Source organism: Rhodococcus sp. AQ5-07, assembly GCF_009707305.1.
GTDB classification, from domain to species: Bacteria; Actinomycetota; Actinomycetes; order Mycobacteriales; family Mycobacteriaceae; genus Rhodococcus_F; species Rhodococcus_F erythropolis.
In genome coordinates this window covers 2,068,230-2,095,069 of record NZ_CP046099.1, presented here as the reverse complement: position 1 = coordinate 2,095,069, position 26,840 = coordinate 2,068,230, and the positions used below count along the sequence as shown (strand labels likewise).

Genomic DNA, 26,840 nt, shown 5'->3' with positions numbered 1-26,840 from the left:
ACAGTAGGGTTCGGTTCGGCCGTTCGTGGTGTTCGCTCCCATGGATTCACGTGATCAGCCATCGAATGTTCGTGAAAAACAAGGCTGGTGAAATGTGAGGTGACGGGTTGAGTGCTTTTCCGTTGTCTCGGGCTCAGCTCGCGCTGTGGTTTGCGCAGCAACTGAGTCCGTCAACTCCGTTCGTGGTGGCTCAGTACGTGGAGCTACGAGGGCCGGTTGACGTCGACGCTCTGATCGAGGCAACGAACACGGCATGTCATGAATTGGAGTCGCCGTTCGTTCGCCTCGTCGCCACTGATGCCGAGCCGGCGCAAATTGTCGATCACTCGATCGTCGACGATCTCGCATACCTCGACTTACGCAGCGACGACGACCCGGTTCAGCGCGCGAACGAGTGGATGACAGCGGAATACTCACGGCCACTTGACGTGATGTCTGACCGCCTGATCTCGGCGACTTTGCTTCATCTGGCAGACGATCACTATTTCTGGTACTCGCACGCCCATCATCTCGTGCTCGACGGACATGCGGCGATGACACTCACCGCGCGGGTGGCCGAGCGCTATTCGCATCTGGTTCATGGCAAGACGCTGACTCCGTTCGGTGGTGTCGGGGTCCGTGCACTGCATGACCTCGACGTCGACTACCGATCCTCGTCGCGGTATCGATCGGACAAGCAGTACTGGACGGAGATGTCCGAAGGCCTGCCCCGCCCGGTTCGCCTCGCCGACGGCGCCGGCCTGACGTCCATGCCGCAGCGCATGATGGTGCGGACACTGAATCCAACTCTTGCAAAACAGCTTTCGGATGTCGCGACCGAGTGGACTACGTCCGAGGTGGCGGTCCTCGTCGGTGCATTCGCGTCCTATCTCGGTCGCATGACTGATTCCGATGACGTAGTCCTCAGCTTGCCGGTGTCCGGCCGCACCACGGCGACGTCGAAACGTTCAGGTGGGATGCTGTCCAACATCGTGCCTGTTCGTGCGCAACTCGAACGGGATCTGTCGCCACAAGAACTGGTGCGTCAGATCTCGGTTCAGATGACCGGTGCACTACGCCACCAGCGATTCCGCTACGAGGACATGGGCTTCCAGGAGGGGCAGGGCGGATCCCGTGAGGCGGCGGGCCCGGCCGTGAACGTCATGATGTTTCACGAAGCGATTCGGCTCGGCGACGTCGTCGGCGAATTTCACGTCCTCACATCCGGACCCACCGAAGATCTGTTCTTCAGCATTTATCCGTCGATCGCGGGGGAGAACGTTCGCCTGTCCTTCGAAGCCAATCCACGCCTGTACAGCGAACGTGACCTGGCGATGCATCATCGTCAGTTCGTTCGGTTTCTCGAGGGATTCCTCGACTCGGCTACCCGTGCGCTCGGTGACCTCCGCATCCTCTCGACGGACGAAGCGAAGGATCTGGTCCCCGCGTTAGGTCCGCGGACGGACGGATTCGCGACGCTCGATTCGGTCGTCAGAGGCGGCGCAGGGCAGGGGAGCGCCGTCGCGATCCGCGAGCAAGGTGTGGACATCACTTACGACCAGCTCGGCGCTCGCGCGGATGCACTGTGCGCCTTGCTCGTGGAGAACGGCGTCGAACGAGGTGACGTCGTCGGGATCCTCACCGAGCGCTCGACCGATTCCGTAGTTGCATTTCATGCAGTAGTGCGGGCTGGTGCTGCCCTTCTTTTCGTGGATCCTCAAACACCCTCCGAGCGTGTCGCTTTCATCCTCGACGACGCCGACGTGTCCGTTGTGGTCGGTGGCGAACTCGTGAACGTGCCGGCTTGGGTCTGCGTCGTCGACCCCAGGGAAGACGAGACCGTCGAAGGGCCGGCGAATCGACGCGTGGGGGCGGGTTCATCTATCGCCGACCTGTCTCTGGACGACACCGCCTACGTGGTCTACACGTCGGGGTCGACCGGACGGCCGAAGGGCGTCGCGGTCACGCACCGAGGCATTGCGCCGTTGCTGCGTTCTCACGCCAGGCGACTGAACATCGATAGTTCCTCCCGCGTCGCGCTCCTGGCAGCTACCTCGTTCGACGTGGCGATCCTCGAGATTCTGCTTGCTCACGGCTGCGGCGCGACCGCCGTGATCGTTCCTCCCGGATTGATCGGCGGAGTGGACCTCGAAGACTATCTGCGGCTCGAGGGTGTCACGCACCTGATCTCGACACCATCGGTTCCGCTGACGATGGATCCTCGGAAACTGCCGGATCTTCGAGTGTTGAACGTCGGCGGCGAGCGACCGCCGGTGGCGCTCGTGGATGTGTGGTCGAGTCATGTCGACATCGTGAATTCGTACGGACCCAGTGAAGCGACCGTCGCGGCATTCATGAGCGAGCCACTCGAGCCTGGCGGTGATACTCCGATCGGGCGTCCGATCGACGGCGTTGCCGCTGTGGTGTTGGATTCGTGGTTGCGACCGACTCCGGTCGGCGCCGCGGGCGAGCTGTACGTGATGGGACCAGGACTGGCGCGCGGGTACCTTTCCCCGACGCTGACCTCGGAGCGTTTCGTAGCGGCGCCCTTTGGTGCCACTGGTGCCGGCGAGCGCATGTACCGCACCGGGGACGTCGTGCGATGGAACGATGCCGGTCAGCTCGAGTTCTTGGGCCGCTCTGATCAACAAGTCAAGATCCGTGGAGTACGCGTCGAACTAGGCGAGATCGAGGCTGTGCTCCTGTCGACTCCCGGTGTTGCGCAAGCAGCGGTGGTCGAGCGATCCGGGTCGCTTGCGGCGTACGTGACTGCGGCCGAAGGTGAGGACGGCACTGCTCATCTATTGAGTCAGAAGGCGGTCCGCGAACATCTGGCTTCACTACTTCCACGTTCCATGCTTCCGGGTTCGGTGACGATTCTGGCAGCGTTGCCCGTCACGAGCCATGGAAAGACGGACCGTTCAGCGCTTCCTGAACCGACATGGTCCGCGGTCGCCGAGCAGCACTCGACCGTGCACCGTCCGATCGAGTACGACGAGGAATTGATTGCCTCGGTGATGGCCGAGGTCCTGGGCGTCGGAGTTCTCGGACCGCACTCCGACTTGTTCGCCTGGGGCGGTAGTTCCCTCGACGCCGTGTATGTTGCAGCGCGCGTGAGTTCTGCACTCGGTAGACGAGTTGGTGTCAGGGACGTGTTCGGCGCCCCGACTCCGGCGCGTCTGGCCCAGAAGATTCGTGAGGACCGGTCGGACTGGGTGGTGGAGCCCGAGCGCATTTCGGACGAGGTCACCGTCGAAATCGCTCCGGCGCAACAACGTCTATGGCTGCTCAACCGTCGCGATCCCCAGTCGTCGGCGTACAACATCGCGTTCGAGGTCGCGTTCAGTGGTGCACTGGATACAGAGGCGATGAGGGCGGCGGTAGCCGACCTGACCGATCGCCATCTCGTCTTGCGTACCGTGTTCTCGTTCGAACAGAATCACGACACGTGGCCGATCCAAGTTGCGACTGCGATTCCGGTGACTCTGATCGAGGTTCCGTCCGAGGATTACGAGGCTGCGTCAGCGGATTTGGTTGCGGCAGGTTTCGACCTGGAGACCGATGCGCCGCTTCGTTTGATCCTCACCTCCGGCAGCGATGCCGACCACCGCTTGACCGTAGTTGCGCATCACATAGCCTTGGACGGCCTTTCGTTCGCCACGATCGTTTCTGACCTGATCTCCGCGTACGACGCTCGCGCCGACGGACGGTCGCCGATCTGGCCTTCGCCCGCGCTCGACTACCGTGACTATTCCGCTTGGCACAGAACCGTTCTCGGTGATCCATCAGATCCACAGAGCTTGGCACGTCGCCAGCTGGAATTCTGGTCCGACGCACTCGCCGGCGTTGATCCGACTCTTGAGCTTCCCGTGGACAGATCCCGCCGGCCGGACCAACCGTCGTCCGCTCGGGACGTGACTTTCGAATTGCCCTCGCCCGTCCACGCGGCGCTCAACGAGATCGCTCGAGCGCATCACTGCACAACCTTCATGGTGTTGCACGCCTGCCTTGCGATTGCGCTGAGCAAGATCACCGGTGCGTCCGATGTGGTCATCGGAACCCCGACGTCCGGCCGAACACACCCTTCGTTCGACGGCGCCGTCGGTATGTTCGTCGGGACCGTGGCGCTGCGAACGCTCCTTCGCGGCGGAGACACCTTCGGTGAGTTCTTGAGTCGGGTACGCGAGGCTGACGTGGCAGCTTTGTCCAATGCCGACGTCCCGTTCGACTGGGTGGTAGACCGCGCGGTCGGTGGGGCCGCAGGCGACAAGAGTTCCTTCCTCAGAGTGGTTCTCGCTGTCGATCCGGTAGCACCGGATTCCGAGCTCGCGGTGGGAACTTTGACGGCCCACGGCACTCCGCTACCTCCCGCGCACCCTCGCTTCGACCTCGAAGTGACTGTGCGCGAAGATCGTACGATTGACGGCGACGCAAGCGGTATTCGCGGCACTTTCCGATATGCCGCCGATCTGTTCGATGCGGGCACCGTGCAGAGCTGGGTCGAGCGACTGCGTCGAGTATGTGACTCGATTACCGAGAACTCGTCAATCATGCTGCGCGACATCGATGTTCTCAGCGTTGCGGAGCGCGAAGAATTGCTGGCTTGGGTGCCGGGGCCTTCGATTGTCGCGCAGTCGCTGCCCGACCTCTTCGGGGCCGTCGCAGCCCGGCATCCGAATGCAATCGCGGTGTCGAGTGGCGATACTCGCGTTACCTATGAAGAGGTGCGAGTTCGTTCGGAGGGCCTTGCCGCCGTATTGATCGATCGAGGAATTGGAGTCGGGGATCGCGTGGCGGTCGCCCTGCCTCGATCGGTCGACCTCGTCGTAGCCATCATCGCCGTCGTTCGCGCGGGCGCTGCGTACGTCCCGATCGACTTGCAGTATCCCGACGCTCGCATCCACTACATACTTGCCGATGCAGGCCCGAAAGCGATTGTGTCGACGGACGAATCAGCTGGGCGGTTCGTTGGGTACGAGCAAGCTGTCGTCCTCGTCAACGAGACGACTGAAGCGACGGCCGGTTGGCCTGTTCCACAGTCGGACGCCGCCGCCTACGTGATCTACACGTCCGGATCGACCGGAGCGCCCAAAGGTGTGGTGGTGACTCAGGACAACGTGTTGGCTCTGCTGGCCTCGACTCGCGAGATCTTCGACTTCGGCGACGAAGACGTGTGGTCGATGTTTCATTCGCACGCATTCGACTTCTCGGTCTGGGAGATGTGGGGTGCGTTGACTACTGGCGGATCCCTGGTGATCGTAGACGGTGACGTCGCGCGCTCTCCCGAAAGATTCGCGGATCTGATTGTGCGGGAGAAAGTCACCGTTCTGAATCAGACCCCGGCCGCCTTCTATGCGTTGGGGGAAGTTACGCAGGAAATGCTGCTTCCGCTCCGGACGATTGTTTTCGGCGGCGATCGCCTCGACGTCGGGCGCGTGCAGGGTTGGTTCGATCGGCACCCGGACGTGCGGGGTGTCAATATGTTCGGAATCACCGAAACCACGGTCCATGTAACCAATTTCGATCTCATCTCCGGTAACGAGACTGTCTCGCCGATCGGGTCCCCACTACCAGGGTTTCGCAGCTACGTGCTCGACGCGTCGTTGAAGCCCGTCCCGCCGGGATCTGTCGGCGAACTGTACGTGGCCGGTCCGCAGGTGGCCGAAGGCTACTTGGGTCAACCAGGGATGACGTCTTCCCGATTTGTGTCTGAACCCGGATTCGAAGGATCGCGGATGTACCGCAGCGGCGATCTGGTCCGTCGGCGAGCCGGTCGACTCGAATATGTTCGCCGCGCCGACGGTCAGATGGCCCTGCGCGGTTACCGCGTCGAACCGGGCGAGGTCGAATCCGCGCTGTTGGCTCACACGTCGGTGGAGCAGGCCACGGTGGTGGTGAGAGAACTCGACAGTGGGCCGACTTTGGTCGGTTACATCACCCCTGAGAACGGACACGACCTCGACGGTGTGTTGCGGACTGCTCGTTCGTTGTTGCCCGCACATATGGTCCCGTCGGCATTGATGCCGCTTGCGTCATTGCCGGTCACGATCAACGGCAAGATCGACCGAGCATCACTGCCGGACCCGACGTCGCAAGTGCAGCCGTCTCGGCAGTCGCGAGACTTCTTCGCTCAGACAGTTGCAGCCATTCTGAGCGATTTGATGGAAGTTCCGCATATAGATCCGGTCCGGAATCTCTTCGATCAAGGGGCCAATTCCTTGATCGCCACCCGTCTCTCGTCGCGCCTGAACTCCGCTTTGGGCTGCAACCTCGACGTCCGCGATGTGTTCGAGCACCCATTCGTCGATCAGCTCGCCGGCATCGCTGCCGCCCGAATCGGCACGGGGCAAGCGTCTCCGTTGTCTTTGGTACCTCGTCTGTCTTTGGTACCTCGCCCAGGCACTGCGGAGGTGCAGCTGTCGGCTCCCCAACACCGAATGTGGATTCTGAATCAGTTGGATACAGAGTCCTCCGGCTACAACATCCCGATCTTGTTACGCCTGACGGGTGAATTGGACGTAGCTGCAGCCGAACTGGCAATTCGCGACCTGATCGATCGCCATCGCACTCTGCGGACCGTATACCCGGTTGTCGGCGAGCGTCCGGTTCAGACGGTGCTCGACGCCGAGGACGCGATGCCGCTGTTTCATCCCGAGGCGCTCGCCGGCGACGACGCCGAGAATCGTGTTGCAGAACTGGTGGGTTCGGGCTTCGATGTCACCGTGGATCCGCCCGTACGTGCGGCACTTCTCCAGCTTTCGCCTGACGAGTACATCCTGGCTGTTGTTGTCCATCACATTGCCGCCGATGCTCGATCGCTCGAATTGTTGGTACGTGACTTCACGGCGGCGTACATCGCTCGCTCGGCGCAGCAAGCTCCGACGTGGTCGCCGCTCGCGCTCGAATACTCCGATTACAGCGCATGGCAACGGGAATCGGGGATTCCCGAGACGGTATCCAGCTACTGGAAGCAGGCTCTCGAAGGCCTTCCCGAGCAGGTGACGCTACCCCTGGACCGTCCGCGTTCGACGTCCGCCCGCGCGTCGAGTTGCCGGGTAGAGATCTCGGGTTCGGTACGGACGGGCCTTCAAGCACTCGCACGATCGAACAACGCAACCATGTTCATGGTTGTCCACGCTGCACTCGCGGCGCTGCTGGCGAGGTACAACGACAGCAATGACGTAGCTGTCGGCACTGTTGTGTCCGGACGCGTCACACCTGAACTCGACGAGCTGGTCGGCATGTTTGCCGGCACGATTGTTCTTCGGACCGAAGTCGATCCGTCGAAGTCGTTCGGCCGGTTGGTCGAGCAGGTTCGTCAGCGAGACGTAGCGGCGTTCGCGCACGCAGAGATGCCCTTCGAATCGCTGGTTGATCTGATCGACCCACCGCGATCGCGTTCGCGACATCCGTTGTTCCAGGTGGCGCTCTCGTTCCAGACAACTCATTCCGCCGCGTGGTCCATACCGGGGTTGTCCGTCACTCAGATCTCGCCCGATGTCAGGCAAGCAAATTTCGATCTGCAGCTCAACGTCACGGACGAGGGGATCGGGGGTGGTCTCGGTCTCGAATTCGTTTACAACGCTGATCTATTCGATGATCTGACGGTATCGAGCTTTGCGGGTCGGTTCGAGCACCTCCTGAATCAAGTGTCTGTCGACCCCAATGTCGCGGTAGGGCGAATCGACCTGTTGACGAGTGCGGAGCGAGCTCTTCTCGTCCCCGCACACGGCGCGGTCGACCGGCCCGATGCATCTCGGTGTTCCGGTACGACGCTTGCCTCGATGCTGCGATACGGCGTCGAATTCGCTCCGGACGCCGTGGCGGTCGAAGTTGAGGGCAACACACTCACTTACCGAGACCTCGATGCACAGTCGGACGTCGCAGCCGACGAGTTGCGTTCCGGGGGAGTCGGAGTGGACCACGTCGTTGCCTGGACTGCCGATCGGACCATAGCGTCGATCGTGCAATTGTGGGCGATCGCGAAGGTCGGTGCAGCTCCGGCATTGGTGGACCCGGAACAGCCGCAGGCGCGAGTACGCGATGTCCTCGAAGCGCTGGGCGACGGCGCGGTCTGCGGCCTCGACGCCGGTGGTGGCCAGGACGCAGACTGGGTGCGACAGCATTCCGAGAACCTCGCGGCCTACGTAGTTTTCACGTCAGGAACGACTGGAACTCCGAAGGCCGTGGTGGTGACCAACGGCGGGCTCGGCGTGATCGCCGAAGACCTGCCCCGTCGATTCTCGGCTGGTCCGGGTTCGCGCGTATTCCATCGCGGAGCGCCAGGGTTCGACATGACTTTGCTCGAGGCGCTCATTGCGAGTGCGTCCGGGGCGACGCTCGTTCTGGCGAAGGACGACCAACTGTTCGGCTCGGGACTTGCATCAGCACTGAGGCGCGAGCGAATTACTCATCTGTGCGCCACACCTACTATCGTCGCCTCGATCGGCGATCCGTCGCTGCCGGACCTTGCAACGGTGATGTTCGGGGGCGAGCGACTCGGCGGTGCGTTGGCGAAGCGCTGGCAAGCCGGACGCAGAGTGATCAACGGATACGGACCTGCCGAGTCCGCGATGTATTCGCTTGCTACCGAACCACTGTCGATCGACCATCTGTCAGCTGACACTCACGACGGATCCGTCGGGTATCCACTGGCCGGGGTCGACGCCGTCGTGCTCGATGATCGACTCGAACCCGTGCCGCCGGGAGTCGCCGGTGAACTGTATCTCTCCGGTCGAATGCTCGCGCGCGGTTACGCCGGCCAACCGGCCCGAACCGCGGAACGATTCGTGGCAACCAGTTCAGGAGCCCGGATGTACCGGACCGGCGATCTGGTGATGTGGAAGCCGGAAAGCCCCAAATCTGAAGGCAATACGTATCGCCTGCATTATCTCGGGCGAACCGACGTGCAGGTGAAGGTCAACGGTGTCCGGATCGAACCGGGTGAGATCGAGGCAGTCATTCAGTCTGTCGCGAACGTCGATTTCTGCGTCGCCGGGGTTCGGTCGGCCCAGGGGGGAAGTCCTCTGTTGGTCGCCTACGTGCGAAGCTCGGATGCCGAAAGAGTTGACACGGGTCAACTTCGCGCCGCTGTCGCAGAAGTCCTTCCGACGTACATGGTTCCGCATGTCATCGTCGAAATCGAGGGCGCGCTTCCGATGCGGAACGGCAAGGTCGACTTCGCCCGTCTCCCGGCGCCGACACTGGAAGCTTCCCGTGCAGAGGGGCCGGCCACTGCCACAGAACGCCTTGTTGCCGAAGCTTTTACTTCGGTGCTCGGCGGGAATGAGGACGACCGCGACGCAGACTTCTTCTCGCTCGGCGGCAACTCGCTGTCGGCCGCGGAGGTTACCTCGCTCTTGAGTAGTTCCCTTGGGCTGGTTGTTCCGCTCCGGACCGTATTCGAGCATCCAACAGTTGCGGCGTTGGCGGCCCGGATCGATTCGCTCGAGCAGAGTGGCCCGGCGACCGATGTTGTCCGACTGGAACCGCGGCGCGACCCCACGCCCGCACCTCTGTCACGGAACCAGCGTGCGATGTGGGTACTTAACCAGCGGAACACGTCGAGCGGTGCGTACAACCTGCCGATCTGCATCGAGATCGACGGTGAACTCGACGTGCCCGCGCTGCGTCACGCAGCGACGGATCTTGTCGGCCGTCATGACGTCCTCAGAACCCGGTATCCGGGCACTCCACCGGTTCAGGTCGTGGATCCTCCGACCCCCCTGACAATGGAAACGCGACTGGTCGCCGACATCGAGGTCGAGGTGCTGCTGCGAGAGTTCGGCTCGCGCGGTTTCGATGTAGCGGCAGACCTGCCGGTGCGCTGGATGCTGCTCCAGGTGTCACCGGTCAGGCACATTCTGGCAGTGAGCTTTCATCACATCGCAGTCGACGGGGTGTCGATGCGAACGGTGGTCGGCGACCTGCTGACCGCTTACGGCAAGCGACGAGCTGGACTGGATCCGCAATGGTCTCCGCTGCCGATCCAGTACGGGGATTTTGCCGCGTGGGAGGCAGCACGTGACGTTTCCCCTGTCGTCGAGGAGTTCTGGCGCCGAACGCTCGACGGTGTGACATCTGTGTCGCCGCTGACGGTGGATCATTCTGATGGCGGGCCGGATTCCGTAGCGCAGCGAGTGAACTTCGTGATTCCAGCCGTCATCACCTCGGCACTGCAGGCGCGAGCCGATCGATTGAAGGTCTCGCTGTTTGCGGTGGTTCATGCGGCGTTGTCCGTGGTGCTTGCCAAGCTGAGTGGAAATCCCGATGTCGTGATCGCGACAGCTGTCGACGGACGGCGTACGCCTGAGCTCGACGGCGTGGTCGGCATGTTCGTGGATACGGTGCCTCTTCGCCTTCGGATCGACGGGGACGTGCCGATCGACCTTCTATTGGGTGCAGCTTTCCATGCTGATGTGGCAGCATTCGAAAATAGCTCTGTTCCTGCCGAATTGGTTGGTGAGCTGCTCGGCGGACGAACTCCCCAGATTGCGCTGGGTCTGCAGAACTTCGCGATCCCTGCCGTGGAGGTGGCCGGTCTCACGATTGAGGCTCGCGAAATCGAGACCGCGACAACGAAGTTCCCCATGCACGTCTCGCTCGCACCCGCTGTCGACGGATCATTGACCGGAGCGCTCATCTATGCCGCGAGCGCGTTCGATCCTTCGAGCGCCGTTGCTGTTGCTCGACAACTGTCGAGAGTGCTCACCTCGATGGCCGAGGATGTGCCAGTACTCGTTTCGGATCTCGCGGTGGGCGCGGCGCCCAGTTGGACTGCTGTCGAGGTCGATTCGTCCCGGACGCTGACCCAGATTTTCGCCGCCACAGCGGCGCAATTCCCTGACAACATTGCTCTCGACGACGGGCAGCGCACGGTGACGTATGCCGAACTCGACTCTGCCTCGGATGCCCAAGCCTGGGAACTGGTGGCTCGGGGCGCAGGACCGGGTGCCGTGTACGAGATTCCGGCGGTACGGACTATCGCGTACCTGGTCCGAATGTTGGCGATCTCGAAAACGGGCGCGGCATTCGTGCCGATCGACCCCGACCTGCCGCCGGCACGGCTGAAGCAACTGCGCACAGTGCTCTCCGACCGCAGCCCCGTTCCCGGTCGGCAGTATCCGGATTCAGTCGCGTACGTCGTTCACACGTCCGGGTCGACTGGTGAACCGAAAGGCGTTGCAGTCACCCACCGAGGACTGGGCCTTCTTACCGACGACGCAATCCGGAAGTACGGCGTGACTTCGGACTCGGTTGTGCTGCACGGTTACAAACCGACGTTCGATGCGGCGATTCTCGAGATGATGTTGGCGATCGGTGCCGGGGCTACCTTGGCGGTCGCTCCTCGGGAGGCTTTCGGCGGAAGGGCACTCGAAGAATTCGTCGCAGAACGCGGCGTCACCCACATGTTGTCCACTCCGGCCGTACTCGACACCATGGCTCCGGAGCGGTTCGACTCATTGGAGGTGGTGGCAGTCGGTGGCGATGTGCTCTCACCTTCCACCGCGCGTGCATGGAGTCGCCGCGCGCGAATGCTCAACGCATACGGACCGACGGAATGCACGGTGGTCACGACCGTCGCCGAGGTGGATCATCGGGTCACCATCGGAGTTCCGCTCGCCGGAATCGGTGCAGAGGTACTGGATACGCGACTGCGTCCGGTGCCGTGGGCCGGGATCGGTGAGTTGTACGTCAGCGGGCCCGGGCTTGCGATGGGCTATGCCGGAGATCCCGCCGGCACCGCCAGCTCGTTCGTCGCAGCACCAGGTGGACGCCGCCGTTATCGGACCGGTGATCTGGTTCACCGCCGCACCGATGACACGCTCGGATTCGTCGGACGCTCCGACCGTCAGATGAGCGTGCGAGGAATCCGCGTCGAGCCCGCCGAAATCGAATCAGCTCTGCGGCGGTGCACGGGCGTCGAGGCTGCGGCGGTTGTCCTCGTCGACGAGATCGCCGTTGCGTGCGCGGTTGGCGATGGTGTGGAGGCGGATCAGCTGACAATCGAGTTGGCCGCGATGTTGCCTGCGTATCTGATGCCCGGCCGCGTGGTCGTATTGGAGTCGATCCCGCTGACGACGAACGGAAAACTGGACGCAGATGCGTTGCGGCGCCATGTGTTCGAGAGCCAGGCGCCCGATGCAGCAGTGACGGTTTCGGAGGAACTCGTCACCGCTGTCATGTCGGAACACGTGTCCGGAAGTTTCGGCGCTCTGCACAACCTGTTCGAATCAGGTGGTGATTCGTTGGCCGCAGCAGCGGTGGCAGGTCGACTCGCCTCGATCTTCGCGCGGGATGTGCCTGTTCGCGCCGTCTTCGACAATCCGTCGCCGCGAGCGATGTCTCAGTGGCTGTCGGCGAGCGCGTCCGATGGCAAGCGCCGCGAACTGACTCGACGTGATTCCGGCATGCCGGCCCCACTGGCGCCCTCGCAACAACGACTTTGGCTGATCAATCAGCTTCAGCCGGAATCGACTGCGTACAACCTGACGTTTGCAGCGGTCCTGGCAGACGACATCGATCGTTCGGTTTTGAGCAGCGCCCTCGGTGACGTCGTCGATCACCATGCCGTGTTGCGAACTGTGTTTGTTCCGGGTGAACTCGGTCCACAACAGGTTGAAAGAGACTCTGTTGCAGTCGATCTCACCGCTGAGTGCGTCGACGATATCCGTGCGAGCGCTTCGGCCTTCGCGACTGTGCCGTTCGATCTCGAACGAGATGTTCCGTTCCGTGTGCGTGTGTTCAGCGAAAATGCAGGAGCCGATTCTGCAGGATTGACTGTCCTGGTACTGGTTGTTCACCACATCGCAATCGACGGTGCGTCGATGGGCCCGATCCTTGCCGATTTCGCGGCAGCCTTCGAGGCGAGGGTGCGCGGAAGGGAATGGGATCGCTCCGCTGAGGGGATCAGCTACGGCGACTACAGTCTCTGGGCGAGAGAGAGCTTGGGCGATCCGGAGGATCTTCTGAGCGTGGCGCATCGGCAACTCGACTACTGGTCGAACGCACTTGGTGGCGTCGAGGATGTGTTGGCTCTACCCGTCGACAACCCCCGGAGTCCGGTGTCTTCACGATCCGACGAGATGGTGACGGAAGTCCTCGATGGTGCCACCTATGACGCGTTGTCGGCGTTGGCTCGTTCGCATGGCGTTACGGTATTCATGGTTGTCCACAGCGTGATTGCCGTGCTGCTCGCTCGCGAGTGCGTCACAGACGACGTCGTGGTGGGAGCAGCTGTGAGTCTGCGGAACGATCCGGCGCTGCTGAGCGTGGCCGGCATGATGGTGGGTACTGTCGCATTGCGCACGAGGATCAACTCCTCCGACCGCTTCGCTGCTGTCCTGGACGAGGTTCGCCGTGTCGATCTGGAGGCAATGGCGAACGCGGACGTCTCGTTCGACGATGTAGTTGCGAAGGTCGATCCGCCGCGCAGGATGAACGAGCATCCCCTGTTCACGGTCATGCTGGCATATCGGCGAGCGCTCGACGTGCCGCAGATCGACGGCATCACCGTCTTCGACATCGACAAGACAGGGTCGTCGACCGGTTACGACTTGACGTGGGACCTGGTCGACACCGGTGACAGTCTGACGATTCGATTGCTGTATGCCACAGACAGATTCCGCGCGTCGACGGCGGAACTGTTCATGCAGCGGGTGACACGTATCGCCGAAGCAGTGACAGGTGAACCCGAGATCGTGGTCGGGGAGATCGAATTGCTGTCCGGTCTCGAACGCTCGGCGCTGACGGCTGCGAATCCTCGACACGTCGAACCGCTGACGATTGCGGACATTTTCGAACGCGCGCTGCGGCAGGCACCCGACGGCATCGCGCTGGAAGAGAACGGCAGGCGCTGGACCTATCGCGACCTGCACGAGGAGTCGTCGCACTGGACTCGCGAGTTGGCGGTCCGAGGAATCGGACCCGATGACGTGGTGGCCGTTGCGCTCGGTCGCGGGCATCTGTGGATCGTTGCGCTGTGGGCGGTAGCGCGGGCAGGCGCAGCGTGGCTGTCGCTCGATCCGGCGCTGCCGACAGCGCGCCGACAGACGATGGTCGAGGAGTGCGGTTCGGTTGTCGGTTTGACAGCGCGAGGTGCATCCGAGAGTTTGCCGGACTCCGTCGAGTGGGTGGCGATGGATGAATCCTGCACTGCTGGTGGGGCTGTCGAGGTATCGGCAACGCCGGCTCATCCCGACAACCTCGCCTACGTCATCTACACGTCGGGTTCCACGGGAAGACCCAAGGGTGTCGAGGTTTCACACCGCGGCATCATGAACGTCTACACCGCGCACGCCGAGATCGCCGAGCTCGATCGTGGCCCCCGAGTCCTGCAATTGGCGTCGTCGACCTTCGACGCGTCGGTGATCGAGATTCTTCTGGCGGCGGCAGGGTGTGGAACGTTGATTCTGGCTCCTGACTTCGTCTACGGGGGAGAGGAACTCACGAATCTGCTGATCGCTGCCGACGTCACACATCTGATCGTGACGCCAACGGTCCTGGCCACAGTCGATCCGGATGCAGTGCAACCGTTGATCGTCGAATCGATGGGGGAGCCGCTCTCTGCCCGCCTTGCGTCGGCGTGGTCACCCCGACATCGCATCGTCAACGGATACGGACCGACCGAATCAACGATCGCGGCATCGATTTCCGCGCGGATCACTGACGGGGACGTCACCGTCGGCACCCCGGTACCTGGCACGACGGCGTTTGTTCTCGATCAGAGGCTCCGACCGGTTCCGGATGGCGTTGCGGGAGAACTATTCCTCGCCGGCGAGAATGTGGCACGGGGGTACGTCGCCTCTCCGGGTCTGACTTCCGAGCGTTTTGTCGCCAATCCTTATGCGGTGGGGACTCGGATGTATCGCACGGGTGACCTCGTGCGTCGTAGGCGTCACGACCGAGCGCTCGAGTACCTGGGGCGCAACGACGCACAGGTGAAGGTGCGGGGTGTCCGCGTGGAACCGGCGGAGGTCGACGTGGCTCTGTCAAGCCATGGAGCAGTGATCTTCTCGGTTACCGTCGTCTCTGACGACGGGCACGGATCCGCTGAACTCCGGTCGTACGTAACGCTGGCGGAAAACGGTTCGGTGACGGAATCGGAGCTTCGCGGGTTTGTCTCCGGCCTGCTGCCGAAGCACCTGCTGCCTTCTTCGGTGACGGTGATGGGAGTGGTCCCGTTGCTCGCTTCGGGGAAGATAGACGTAGCGGCACTTCCTGCTCCTTCGCCGCAGGTAGGGTCGAGTGTGGATCGACCCGTCTCGGATACCGAACGTCAAGTGGCACAGGCATTCGAGGGCGTGACCGGCGCGAAATCGGTGGGCCGCTACGACGACTTCTTCGAGCTCGGCGGGACATCCATGGGTGCAGTTCGAGTGGCTTCGCGCTTGCGTGAGACCCTGAACAGGGATTTCCCGGTTCAATGGATTTTCACCGATCGAACTGTGGCGGAGCTTGCCTCTCGGATGGATCTCGTTCATGCCGACGTCGTGGAGGGTGATTCGTTCCATTCGGATCCGCTGGACACGATCGTCATGTTGGGCGGCAATCCTGATGACCTAAGGCCGCCGTTGTTCTGTGTGCATCCGGTCAGCGGAATTGCCTGGTGCTACGTCGGACTCGTCGGTCAGCTCGAAGGTCGACGGGTATACGGCATCCAGGCAACGGGTGCAGGTGAGCTACCCGGCACGGTGGCGGAGTTGGCGTCGGGGTATGTCGATGCCGTACGGAATGTGCAGCCGTCGGGTGAATACCATCTACTGGGTTGGTCTGCCGGTGGAACGATCGCGCTCGAGATGGCGAGCCAACTCGAAGAGACGGGCGATCTGGTCGGTTCGGTTGTCATGCTCGACGCGCTGTTGCCGGAGATGATGCCATCGGTACAAGCGGCTCCGAAACCTTCCGAACTGTTTGCACAGATCGGACTAGCTGAGGTTGAAACTGAAACTGCAGCATTGACTTTCGTAGACGTTGCGGCAGAGATCCGAAGGCAGACCGGTATGGATTTCCTTTCCGATACGGTTCTCGAATCCGTAGTGGGGCGGGTTGAAAAACTGTCGCGAATCGTTCGGGACCACACGCCGCGGCGCTATTTCGGCTCAGTGGAATTGTTTGTGGCGCAGCATGATCTGCCTGAACATCGTCACCTGGTCGAAAAATGGTCCCAACTGGTGGGGCCACTGCGGCCGTACCTGGTCGACTGCTCTCACGCGGAAATGTCGAGCATGGAGGCTTTGGCGAGTGTTGCGAAAGTCCTCGTCGACAATCCTGAAGGCGTCGAATCCGAAGCGGGGGAGAGCAATCATGCTGGGGTGCAGTAGATCTGCGGTGCCGGGACTTTGGTCCGGAGTTGTCACACTCGGGGTCCCCATGCTTCCGTTCCACAAGTAGAACCCGTAGCATTTTCCTTGTGGCAGTAAGCCATTCAGAAACTATCTCCGGAGGATCGTATGTTGGGTTCCCTTTTTTCCATCAGCTCTGAAATCGGTGTCCCGTCCGTTGATGCGCTCTTCGAGGCTGCTCGGACCATCATCGGCGCGATCTTCGGCCTGAGCTGACACGTCGCAGCGACCTTCCCCCGCGGTGAAGAAAGTCCCTGTTCTCCGATAAGGAGAACAGGGACTTTCGTGCAGCGTGCCGGTGAGTGGTTGCGTGGCGGCGAGTTAGTGTCCTACCGGCCGTTCTGTAGATACGCGATGGCTTTCAGCGATCCGACTTCGTCGTTCACGTCCTCGGTGCTGGTGAGCCCGATCTTGTGAGTCGACTGCCCGGGAGCTTTGGCCGGCACCAGAAGTTCGGAACCGGGGGCCTCGACAAAACGTAGTCCGAGGTCGACACGGGCTTTGGTGGCCGCTGACGCTCGCGGCTGCGGTCGTGGTGTTGTTCGGTCTGTGGGGATCGATCGACACGAGCTGTGACGGACCCGCGGAACGAGACATGGCCGGTGGCGGATGGCTGGTGATCGCGACGTTGTCCGTGTGGTCCGGGGTCTTTGTCGTGTGCGCGCTTCGCCTCCGCACCGGAACTGGGGCCGTGCTCGCGGTGCTGTCGGTGGTGTTGTCGACCGTTGTCGTGGTCAACATGCTCGCCACAGCTTCGAGCCTGTGCTGGTGAGTGTCGAATCCTGGACGCAGCGCCGTAGACATAAACGCCGGGTGGCGCGGGGCGGTAACGAATGGGGGGAAACCGGCGACACGGTGTGCACACGTATCAATCCCGGCGGGCTGGAGGTCTCGATGTTCACGTTCACAGGGCGCGGAGTCCTGGTGTGCGCAGCTGTTGCCCTCACCGCTCTCGTGGCGGGTTGCTCGTTGGACTCGCCCGCCGGCGCCCCCGCAACCTCGATCACCACGGTCGCCCCGTCGGATGGGACAGGCCCACCTCCCTCGGAGTCGGATGCTGCTACCGTCGATGGCGGTTCGGGCCGGCCGCCGATCGAAACCGCCCCCGAGGCCGCGTCACTGCCGCTCTCGGCATTCGTGGAGGGGTCGGGATACTCGTTCGGCACCCCGAGTAGCCAAATTCAGTGTCGGGTGTCCAGTTCGACGTTGGCGTGCCAGACACGAGGTCGGCCGCACACGGTGATGACCGACAGTTTGTGCAAGATCCGTCTTGGTGACGAACAGGGCAGAGCGGATCTGTTCGGGTATCTGGAGGGCGGGACGCTTCCGTGTGCGACCGTCACGCAGGGCGAGGTCTACGTATCGCCGCACACTCTGGGATACGGGCAGCGGGTGACTTTCGAACTCACCCAGGGCATCGCCGTCACCTGCGGATCGGCGACTGACGGACTCACCTGTACCGACACCGACCCTTCCAACGGAGCCGGGTTCTTCCTGTCGGTCGATTCGTTCACGCAACTCTGAGGGTCGGCATGCGGTCGAGGGAATCAGGAGTTCGAGTGCTGAAAATGCCCAACCCGCACACCGCGGTCGGACCGCAGAACCGACAGGGGTTACCGACATCTGCGTGTGAGCGTGCACGGCGAACGATGGACGAGCCCACTTGGCGGCTAGTGACCGGGCTCGTTGTGTTGGCTCGGAGGTATTCTTAACTGGTGTTCTGCCAGTTTAGGCGTCGCGGAAGTTCCCGCTCGGATCCGTTGGCACCGGAAGCGAACGTACTGTTTTTTCAGTCGCAACAGTGGCGCTGCCCCGATCGGTGCGCCAACGCCGCCGATCAAGGAATTGAGGCAAGGACCCTGATCGTCATGATGGATGTCACGGATTCTCAGAACGCGCTTCTGGTACAACATGGTCTTCGGCGTCGTGAGACCACAGAATTCTTCATGGACTCAGGAAGAACTAGCTCAGATCGAACCGTTGCCACAGCATGGCTGTGAAACTGAAATGACTGCACTCGACTCCGTCCATCGCAATAATCGGCACCGCGATACCTGGTCAGAGGCACTCTCTTTCGTTCGGAAATCGACGGCATGAATCCTCTGCCCTGGGTCGTCCAGGCGGAACATCTCAATTCTTTCCCGGCTCGTAGTGTGCGGAGTCATGTTCGCTTCATCGCAACAGGCGGCGTCGGCATGTGTAAATTTCAACTCGGTGCATTGCGAGATTTCTACGACATACTGCGCGAATTCGATTCGGTGCTGGAATACAACCCACAGGTGCGCCCGCTCCCCGGTTTTTGCTTCGATGGAGGCTTCAGGTTGGTAACCCGAGCGTCTGCCGATCGCAACCTCGTCATTCGGATGAACGAATTCACAATCCCGCAGGAATTGGGCGCAGAGCTGTGGGCGATACCTGGGCGCATGCCTGCGTTCATGCGGTAGGGGCGGCACATCCGCTGTAAACGCCCGGGTCAAGCATTCCACAAGCGTTGTCTCCGGGCTGTTCTCAACCGTGCGGTGGTTCGCGGGTTGGCAATTCGAATAATTTAGCGGCGCTTCATATCCAGGCGACACCATACAAGGTCGGATTGCCCACTGGAAGAGCTATCAGCGCGATTTTGTGCCCCTAACAAGAGGGCATTGGCGGCGCGTGCGTTTGTGTGGGCTGTTTGGTTCATGTTAGATGCAGGGGACGTGGACTGTCAGGTCCCCCGGAGAGGATTCCGTGCTCATTTCCACAGCACCTTCCGTTACTCATACGGCCCTCTTGGGGCTGGGCGTTTACCGGCCCCGACGGAGTGTCCCCAATTCCGAAATCGTCGATCGTATCGACTCTTCCGACGAATGGATCCGCACCCGGTCGGGAATTGCAGCGCGCGGGTGGGCGGAACCGGACGAAACCATCGTGGCGATGAGCGTCAGCGCCGCTCGCAGCGCACTCGCCGCGGCCGGAATCGCCGCCGAACAGATCGATGCAGTCGTACTCGCGACATCGTCGCAAATGGTGCTCGGCCCCTCCGCGGGCGCGGTCGTGGCGACGGAACTCGGATTGCACGACACCGCAGCGTTCGACGTCTCAGCTGGGTGCGCGGGCTTTTGCTACGCGCTCGGCAACGCCGCAGCCCTCGTCCGCGCGGGTCAGGCACGCCATGTTCTGGTGATCGGCGTGGAACGGCTTTCCGATCTGCTCGATCCGACCGACCGTACCTGTGCGTTCATTTTCGCGGACGGGGCTGGAGCAGTCGTGGTCGGTCCGTCCGAGTCCGAAGGTATCGGTCCGGTCGCATGGGGTTCGGATGGAAGCCAGACGTCTGCAATCAAGCAGGACAAGGACTTCACCCAGTATTTCGCCGAGGTCGCTGCGGCCGAGCAATCCGGCGAACGCAGTGAACGACCGTACATCCGAATGAACGGCCAGGCTGTATTTCGCTGGGCAATAACCTTTTTGGAGAAGGCCTGCCGCGACGCACTGGACAAAGCTGGAATCACGGCCCACGACCTCGACGCGTTCGTTCCACACCAAGCCAACAGTCGCATCACCGACGCGCTCGTACGAACGCTGGGACTGCCCGACACCGTCGCAGTTGCCCGCGACATCACCGAAAGCGGAAATACCAGCGCAGCATCGATTCCGATGGCCATGGAACAACTTCTCCGTTCCGGCGAGGCCCGACACGGAGACACGGCGCTGCTGCTCGGATTCGGTGCCGGCCTGGCTTATGCAGGACAAGTTGTCCATCTCCCACCTCTGGCATAACCCAACCGATTCGAATGATTCGGTTCAATGACCGATCGAGATGCGCTCCAGGGGCTGGCGAAGTGTGCCCCGTTCGTGGGCTTCGAGGGCGATCCGAGATAGTTTGCAGTGGAACGGTATTCGTCTTGCATGGTCAGCCAGAAGCCGAAACTCGCTCCGGAAGCTATGGTGTGGGCTCGCGGTTGGTGACGGTTCCAATCGCCCGTCATCCGAATCCAAGGGACTGTTTTAGGGTGGAGATGCCGGGTGGAACAAAGAGCCCGGCGCAATAAGTGGGTCTCCGCGATGTGTGCTCAACACGGGGACGTCTCACCTCATGGAGTCCCTGACCGGCATCGGCCGGTGGGGGCTCCACTGAGAACGTACGCCGTATTGATGTGTGTGCAGGTCACGGAAAATGTGTGCTTCCGTTGCCCTTCTTTGCACGATGCTGCCGGAGGTGTTGCGCAGAACGTGCGAGATACCCGCTCACGTGCATGATCTCGATGCTCGTTCCGCCTTTGCGGCTGGCGTTGTCACGGCTTGGAGTACGCGCCACTGGTGTCCGGGGCAACCTGCGCGAGGCGACTCCATTTTCGAACTGACATTGCGTTGTGGTTGTAGGAACGGTTGTTCGTCGATCATGATGGGAACATTGGTTCGTGCAAGAGTTCGAGGTGGCTCGGCGCGGGATGACTTCCGGCGGCTCCGTGTGCGTTCGCTCTCGGAATTGGCTGCCGTCCGCGCGTCCGGCGCCGCGCCATCATGATTGTCGTGTCCTACTGACCGCCGTAACATGCACTGCACCAATTGTTTTGCTCCATTTGTCCGAATGTATCGGTGCAGTTCAACGCTTTTGGGAGTAAGTGCATTCTCCTCACCTGCGGTTCGGAAGTGAATTCCTGTGAAATGTGGTTTCGTTGCGGTGGTTTCTGTGCTGATGGCTCGAAACCTGGCTTTAATCGATCCGGATGTCGTGATTTCGATTCGCATCCCGCTGATGTCACGCCCGAACCGGTTCGTCCTCTCGCTGCTGTTCCCGATCGTCATGCGCATTCTCTGTGACGCCATCGTCATCCCGCCGAAGTCCTTCTGGAAGCAGTTCGACATCCCGAAGTCCGTGAAGAAGGACCTGTTCTGGGATCTGCCCGAGTCGCGCCAGACCCTGCGCAACTACTTCGGTGACGTCCGCATGCTGGCCACCGACACCGGCCTGATGAACCGTGCCTCGCGCCTGGTGTGGAAGGCCTGCAAGATGGACGGCCGCGCATCGCGCTTCCGTAGCGAACCTCACCGCAGCTCGCACAACGCTGCTGCCTAGCATTGGGGCGGCGCTTCTCCCTGGCGGTTGCGTTACAGGATCGCCTTAATTCCCTCGTCTACCAGCAGGTGTCGCGTCGTGGCGATTTTGGCGCGTGGCGGCCGGTTGCCCAACATTTGTTTCGTCGCACTCGGGCGCGAACCTCCTCTCAGCTAGCCGCATCTTTGGGCGAGAGGGTCGAGTGACTGCAATTCGTCGAAGTGGGCTTCGCCGCTTCGGGGAGCGTGTCGCCGAAGTGATCGTGGAACTGGTCGTTGATGCCGTCGTATCGCAGTTGCGTTGATCGTATGTTCTGCTCGCAGGATCGTCCCGAGGCAGGGAAGTCCATGCGCTGCAACGTGACGCCTACGACGTGTGCCAGAACCCCCGACGTCGAACATCATCGCCGCGGCCTTGTGCTGAAATTCCTCGTCAACCGTTTGGCAGAAGAACCCTTCGGCCTGACCTCGGCGGAGCTGGCGTCACTGAATCCTAGATTGTTTGCATGGCAACGTAACTCGTATTCGACCGTGTGTACTGTGCAGAAACGGAGCGAGCCGGGGCCTGTGGTTGACACGCCCCTAGGCTGATACCACGGCAATTTTGTTCTCGATCTATCAATGCCACTTCCAAAGGTCGGCAATGAACCGGGATAGTTTCTGGACTATGTCGCGTCAGTGCGTTCGGGCTTCACATCTTCGATCGACCGGCTAGGACAGTCAGGGAGCGATGCGCTTCCTGGCGGATCGCGGGGTTCGGATCGTTGTGTTCGATGCCGGTCAGCAGCGTATTGATCGCCTCGTTGTTGAAGCTTTGGAAGCAGCGAATGAGCTTCCATCTGAGGAGTTCGTCGTCCTGGGCCCGCGGGTAGAGGGCACGCAGCGCCCGTGAGGCGATTCCCCGCCATCGACGTCGAGGCGAGTCGCTCCGGATTCGTTCGAGTGCGTTCCGTGTGTCCCTGAGCTTCTTTCTCGACACGACGAGGAGGACGCCGAGGGCAACGATCGCGGCGAGCTCAACTACGGCTGCGATTATCCACATGGTCACGCGTCTATTCTGACCTCGATTTCATGGTCAGTTACGGGCCGCCCATGCCGACGACAGTGAGGGTCGTCCTGATTGCCGAGGGAAAGGTTCGTCCTGTGTCGCCTCTTTTCCAGTCACACAATGTTCGGGTTACGGCAATCGCCGCCGAGGACATGGTAACGCTGACGTGCCGTAACGCCACGGCACGTGCCGGTCCAATGCCCGCACACTTGCCACATGGTCACAGATGGACAGAGGAGGGTAAAGACGAATTCATGTGGGCGATCGAAGCTGTGCCCAAGGTCGCGGTGTTCGATCTTTTGGCGATCTCCCGCTACGCGTGGTCGGTTGCGTTGGGTGATAGGGGGTTTGAGCCAACTGCTGCCTCTCAAAAGTCCATACCACTGCAGGATTGGAATAGGGGCCGGCGGCGAAGCCTATTCAGCGGCGAACAGCAGGTAGCCGCCTCGCGTGGCCGCTCGGCTTATTGTGCGTGAGTGAGGAATTGTGGGCCGGGACGTATACCCCGATCAAACTTGAATCTCGGCGTCGGCTGGGGTCGTTGCCGAATGCCTGGTGAGTTGGTTAAGCCGTCCAGCGGCCCGATAGGCACAGACCTAGCGACAGTCCCCCTCCACTGAGGTCGGGCCTCTGCCCGAAGCCCCAATGATGGTGGGGGAATCACTCGGTTTCGTGCATCCCGTTGGGTACGTTTGCTTGGTTGTTCCGAGGGCGCCGGATAGCGGTGTTCACAGAGACATGCCTCCGTCGACGGGGATGATCGCCCCGGTGGTCCAATTGTCTTCGAGGGCTAGGCGTGCGATCCAGATCGCGGCTTCTTCGGGGGTGCCGGCGCGTCGAAGTGGGAGTGTGGCTGTTCGGGTGTCGAGGAGCTCGTTCTCTTGTGCTTCGGTCATGCCGGCGTTGCGGAACAGTGATGTTCGAATGGGGCCTGGCGCGATGGCGTTGACGCGTATGCCGTCGGGGCCTAGTTCGAGGGCCCAGCATCGTGTGAGTTGGGCAAGTGCGGCTTTCGAGGCTGCGTAGTGCGAGTTGCTGGCTGTGGGTTTGAGTGCCACGGTGCTGGCGACATTGACGATGGAACCGCGTGATGAGCGTAGAGCGGGTAGGAAGGCTTGCACGACGAGGGTGGGTCCGATGATGTTGAGGTCGTGGAGTTTTCGGATCTGTTCGGTGGTTGTTTCTTCGAGGGAGGTATAGAGATAGGCGCCGGCGCAGTTGACGACGAAGTCGATTCCCTGGTGGTGGGAGATTGCTTCGGCAGCGGCGGTGCTCACGTGAGATTCGTCGGTGATGTCGACAACGTGGGTGCGCACGTGTTCGTCGGTGGGAAGGGTGGCGAGCGTGTGTTCGTTCTTGTCCCATGCTTCGACTGTTGCGCCGAGTTGGCGGAGCTGGGTGACGGTGGCCCGTCCTAGTCCTGAGCCTGCGCCGGTGACGATTCCGATCTGGGGGGTGTGCATTACACGCTCATTTCTATTCTGCATGAGTGATTTGGTGTGGGGTCGTGTAATGATATGCGTTCGCCCAAATAGGTCAGGTTTTCGCCCGGCGCTTTGTTTCTGGTATGCATGGGATGTTCGGAGTCGTTGCGGCTCAATAATGTTCAGTGCGCTGAACTCGTCGTGCCGCTCCGGGTGAGGTTGAGCATTGTTAGGGCTACTACTCTTCGGCCTGCGAAGTTTGGTTGGAGGGGGCCAGCTCACGCGGGCTCGACGTCAGGTGAGTGCCGACCTGAATGAACGCGGGTACGAAGTCCGGGGTGCCTGTCGCGGGGGAGAGGATGTGGGCTCCGAAATGAGCGACGACCAATTCCAGGTTGCGCGAGATCAAAAGTCTCTGGCCGTGGATTCCGCTTGCCATAAACGATCCGAACGGGTCGTTGAGGATCCACCAGTAGTCGTGGTAGCTCATCGTCGGGGGAGAGTCGACAGGTGCGCGCGGGCTTCTGACTTCCGAGGGATAACCTGCGGGTACGTCTGCGGTCAGGGATCGCGCGATGCTGGGTGGGATCACCTGACGATCGCTAACGGCGCCGTCACAGCGGATCATCTCACCTACTTTGGCTACGTCTCGAAGGGTTGCGCTGAAACCGCCGGCCGCCATTTCTGTTCCGGATGAGTCGACGATGTAGAACGCATCTTCCTCGGCTCCGATCCGAGACCAGACCAGTTCGCTAAGAAGTTCGGCGAGAGAAGTCCCGGTCACGCGGCGCAATACTTCGCCTACCGTCTCGACATTGCCATTCTCATAGCGGAATTCGGTGCCTGTCGGGCCTGCGGTTCGTGCGGTGGCGAGGTGCTCGAGGATGGTCTCCGGGCCGCGATAATTCGCAGGGCGCAGGTTCGGGGCGACAACGGCCCAGAATCGGCTGGCTTCGACGGTGCGATAGAACTTTCGGTCACTGTAGGTCACATCGGTGCCCATGTGTAACAGGTCTTGAATCTTGCTGTCTCCGAACGCAGTTCCTGTCAACTCGGGAATGAACTTCGATGCAACGTCGTCGCGGCTGAACAGTCCTTGTGCTTCGACGAGTGCGGCCATCAAACCAACGTAGGACTTCGCCATCGAAGCATTCAGGTGCGGTTCATGGGCTTTGCATCCGTGCAGGTAGCTCTCGTACACGAGGCGGCCGCGATGCACGACGGCGATGCCGTCGCTGTGCGCGCCCGCCAGGAAGTCGGACAACGACTGCTCCGGTTGATTCGGAAGGTTCAGAGGGATGCCGGACAAGTCGGTGTAGTCGGTCGGCAGGGTCCATGTGGGTCCGTCGCCACGCCACACGCGGCGGGTCGGTAGCATCTCTCGGATCGTCGTGGCCTGTTGGCGTACGTCGGCCGGGTCGGTGAATCCGCGGGCCCAGCGAAGGTCGTCCATCGCGATGGTTCGTGTCATCAAAGGTCCTCTTCTGAGTTGATTTGTCGAGTTTCGTGCGGTGGGGGCGAAATCACCTGACCTCGGAATGCGCATTCTGGTCGTGGAGAGACGTGACTGCGGTCAGCAAGGCCACGCTGTCGCGGGCGTACGGCCGATACAGGGCGCCCGAAGCGACCCCGTTGAGGGTCGTCAGGACGACGGTGACGATGAAGAGCGCACCCTGCAATCCCATTCTGTCACCGAGGATTCCGACGAGGAAGGCGTAACCGGCGTACGCGAGTGCTTCGACGGTTGAGAGCGATACTGCGAAGGCGAGTGCTCGTAGTTCCGGGCGGACCACCGCCATGATGATCGGCCGGTTGACCACAGGTACCTGACCTTGAAGGACGCCGACGATCGCGAACATGACGGCGTAAGCCCCAATGCTGTTCCAGGAGATCTGTGTAGCGACTAATGCGGCAAGGGCAAATCCGAGTTGGCTGGCCTGCAGCATGAGGATGCGTCCGCTGCGCGGTCGCATGACATGGACGGCATCGTTGACTCGCCCTCCGACGAAAGTGCCCACGAGGTAACCGATTGCGAAGGGCGGGGCGATGATCGATGCCGTAGTGGTAGTAAATCCATGCTCCTCGACGAGAAAGACGATACTGAAGCTCATGATGACGTTCTGGCCGGAGAAGATGCGTTGGATCAGAATGTATCGGTATGTCTTGATGGCGAGGAGCTCTCGTATACCTTCACGCCAGAATCGGGTTTTGGTCTCGAGATCCTCGCTGGTCGTCTGCGGGTGTGTATCGGAGGATTCAGGATCGTCGAGGAAAATCAGGATCAGCACCCCGATGATGATGCAGATCGCGCCGGTGATGATGTAGCCGTAGCGCCACCCGTCTTCGAAGCGCGCTAACAGTCCGAATACGGGAGCGGTCGCGCCGGTGATGACGGCGACACCTCCGTACATCAATCCGGTTGCGCGACCACGGCGCGCGTCTTCGTACAAATCGCCGAGTATGGACAATGCGATCGAGCCGGCTCCGGCGAAACCTGCAGCACCGATTGCATACAGAACGAGAAACTGAGTGAAGCTGCCGGACAGGCCGGCCAGGATCACCCAGGCGCCCCAGAATCCTGAACAGACGGCAAGTACCGACTTGCGAGAATATCGGCGGGCCAGGAACGCCCAGGGAATTGCGGTGAACACCCCGACTGCTTTCGATACGGCGACGATCGTGCCGAGTGCAGCTGACGAGAGCCCCATTGCCTCGCGCATCAGCGGGAACATCACGGACGTCACGCTGCTCTCGGCGTTGTCCATTGCCGTAGAGCCGGTCAGGAGAGCGAGGTTCTTTCCTCGCCGACCGCGCTGAAACTGGGTAGGCGACGCAATTTCTGTGGTCATTGTTCCTCCGGAGGATGCGCTCGCTGCCTATTCGCAAGTTCGGCGTGCGCGCAGAATGATGTGCACTGAGTCACATAGATTAATATTGGCGAGACTATACATAAATAGACATGATGTCTAGAGGTGGTCGACGCATCTTCCCGCCGTCGATTCAGGAATG

At 61.4% G+C, this 26,840-nt stretch carries 8 protein-coding genes and 1 pseudogene; 5 read left to right on the top strand and 4 right to left on the bottom strand.

Annotated features, from left to right (window positions below):
• Positions 1-107: 107 nt before the first annotated feature.
• The 5 genes and pseudogenes from GJB56_RS09530 to GJB56_RS09505 form a co-directional block, all read left to right on the top strand.
• A complete protein-coding gene (locus tag GJB56_RS09530; RefSeq protein WP_113684147.1) occupies positions 108-16,301 on the top strand; it encodes a non-ribosomal peptide synthetase in 16,194 nt (5,397 codons plus the stop codon).
• A gap of 553 nt (positions 16,302-16,854) precedes the next feature.
• A complete protein-coding gene (locus tag GJB56_RS09520) occupies positions 16,855-17,094 on the top strand; it encodes a hypothetical protein (protein ID WP_113684146.1) in 240 nt (79 codons plus the stop codon).
• Positions 17,091-17,846, top strand: coding sequence for a hypothetical protein (locus GJB56_RS09515; RefSeq protein ID WP_162793452.1), 756 nt, complete (start codon positions 17,091-17,093; stop codon positions 17,844-17,846). Before GJB56_RS09520 ends, GJB56_RS09515 begins: the two co-directional genes overlap by 4 nt.
• 1,161 nt (positions 17,847-19,007) lie before the next feature.
• On the top strand, positions 19,008-20,081 hold the full coding sequence (locus GJB56_RS09510; protein WP_195849595.1) for a beta-ketoacyl-ACP synthase III: 1,074 nt from the start codon (positions 19,008-19,010) through the stop codon (positions 20,079-20,081).
• A 955-nt stretch (positions 20,082-21,036) separates the two neighbouring features.
• Positions 21,037-21,381 (top strand): annotated as a pseudogene (locus GJB56_RS09505) (diiron oxygenase); the annotation flags it as partial.
• Between the two features lie 669 nt (positions 21,382-22,050).
• Here GJB56_RS09505 and GJB56_RS09500 read toward each other — a convergent pair.
• From GJB56_RS09500 to GJB56_RS09485, 4 genes are all read right to left on the bottom strand, one after another.
• A complete protein-coding gene (locus GJB56_RS09500) occupies positions 22,051-22,407 on the bottom strand; it encodes a hypothetical protein (protein ID WP_113684141.1) in 357 nt (118 codons plus the stop codon).
• Between the two features lie 728 nt (positions 22,408-23,135).
• Positions 23,136-23,870, bottom strand: a complete 735-nt coding sequence (locus GJB56_RS09495; protein WP_195849594.1) for an SDR family NAD(P)-dependent oxidoreductase — start codon at positions 23,868-23,870, stop codon at positions 23,136-23,138.
• A gap of 199 nt (positions 23,871-24,069) precedes the next feature.
• Positions 24,070-25,302, bottom strand: coding sequence for a serine hydrolase domain-containing protein (locus GJB56_RS09490; RefSeq protein ID WP_113684138.1), 1,233 nt, complete (start codon positions 25,300-25,302; stop codon positions 24,070-24,072).
• Between the two features lie 52 nt (positions 25,303-25,354).
• Positions 25,355-26,680: an MFS transporter gene (locus GJB56_RS09485; protein ID WP_113684137.1), complete on the bottom strand. Its 1,326-nt coding sequence runs from the start codon at positions 26,678-26,680 to the stop codon at positions 25,355-25,357.
• Positions 26,681-26,840 lie beyond the last annotated feature (160 nt).

Coding starts and splice junctions, on each gene's coding strand:
- GJB56_RS09490 (WP_113684138.1), bottom strand. CDS start 25,302: ATGACACGAACCATCGCGATGGACGACCTTCGCTGGGCCCGCGGATTC.
- GJB56_RS09485 (WP_113684137.1), bottom strand. CDS start 26,680: ATGACCACAGAAATTGCGTCGCCTACCCAGTTTCAGCGCGGTCGGCGA.
- GJB56_RS09510 (WP_195849595.1), top strand. CDS start 19,008: ATGCAGGGGACGTGGACTGTCAGGTCCCCCGGAGAGGATTCCGTGCTC.
- GJB56_RS09495 (WP_195849594.1), bottom strand. CDS start 23,870: ATGCACACCCCCCAGATCGGAATCGTCACCGGCGCAGGCTCAGGACTA.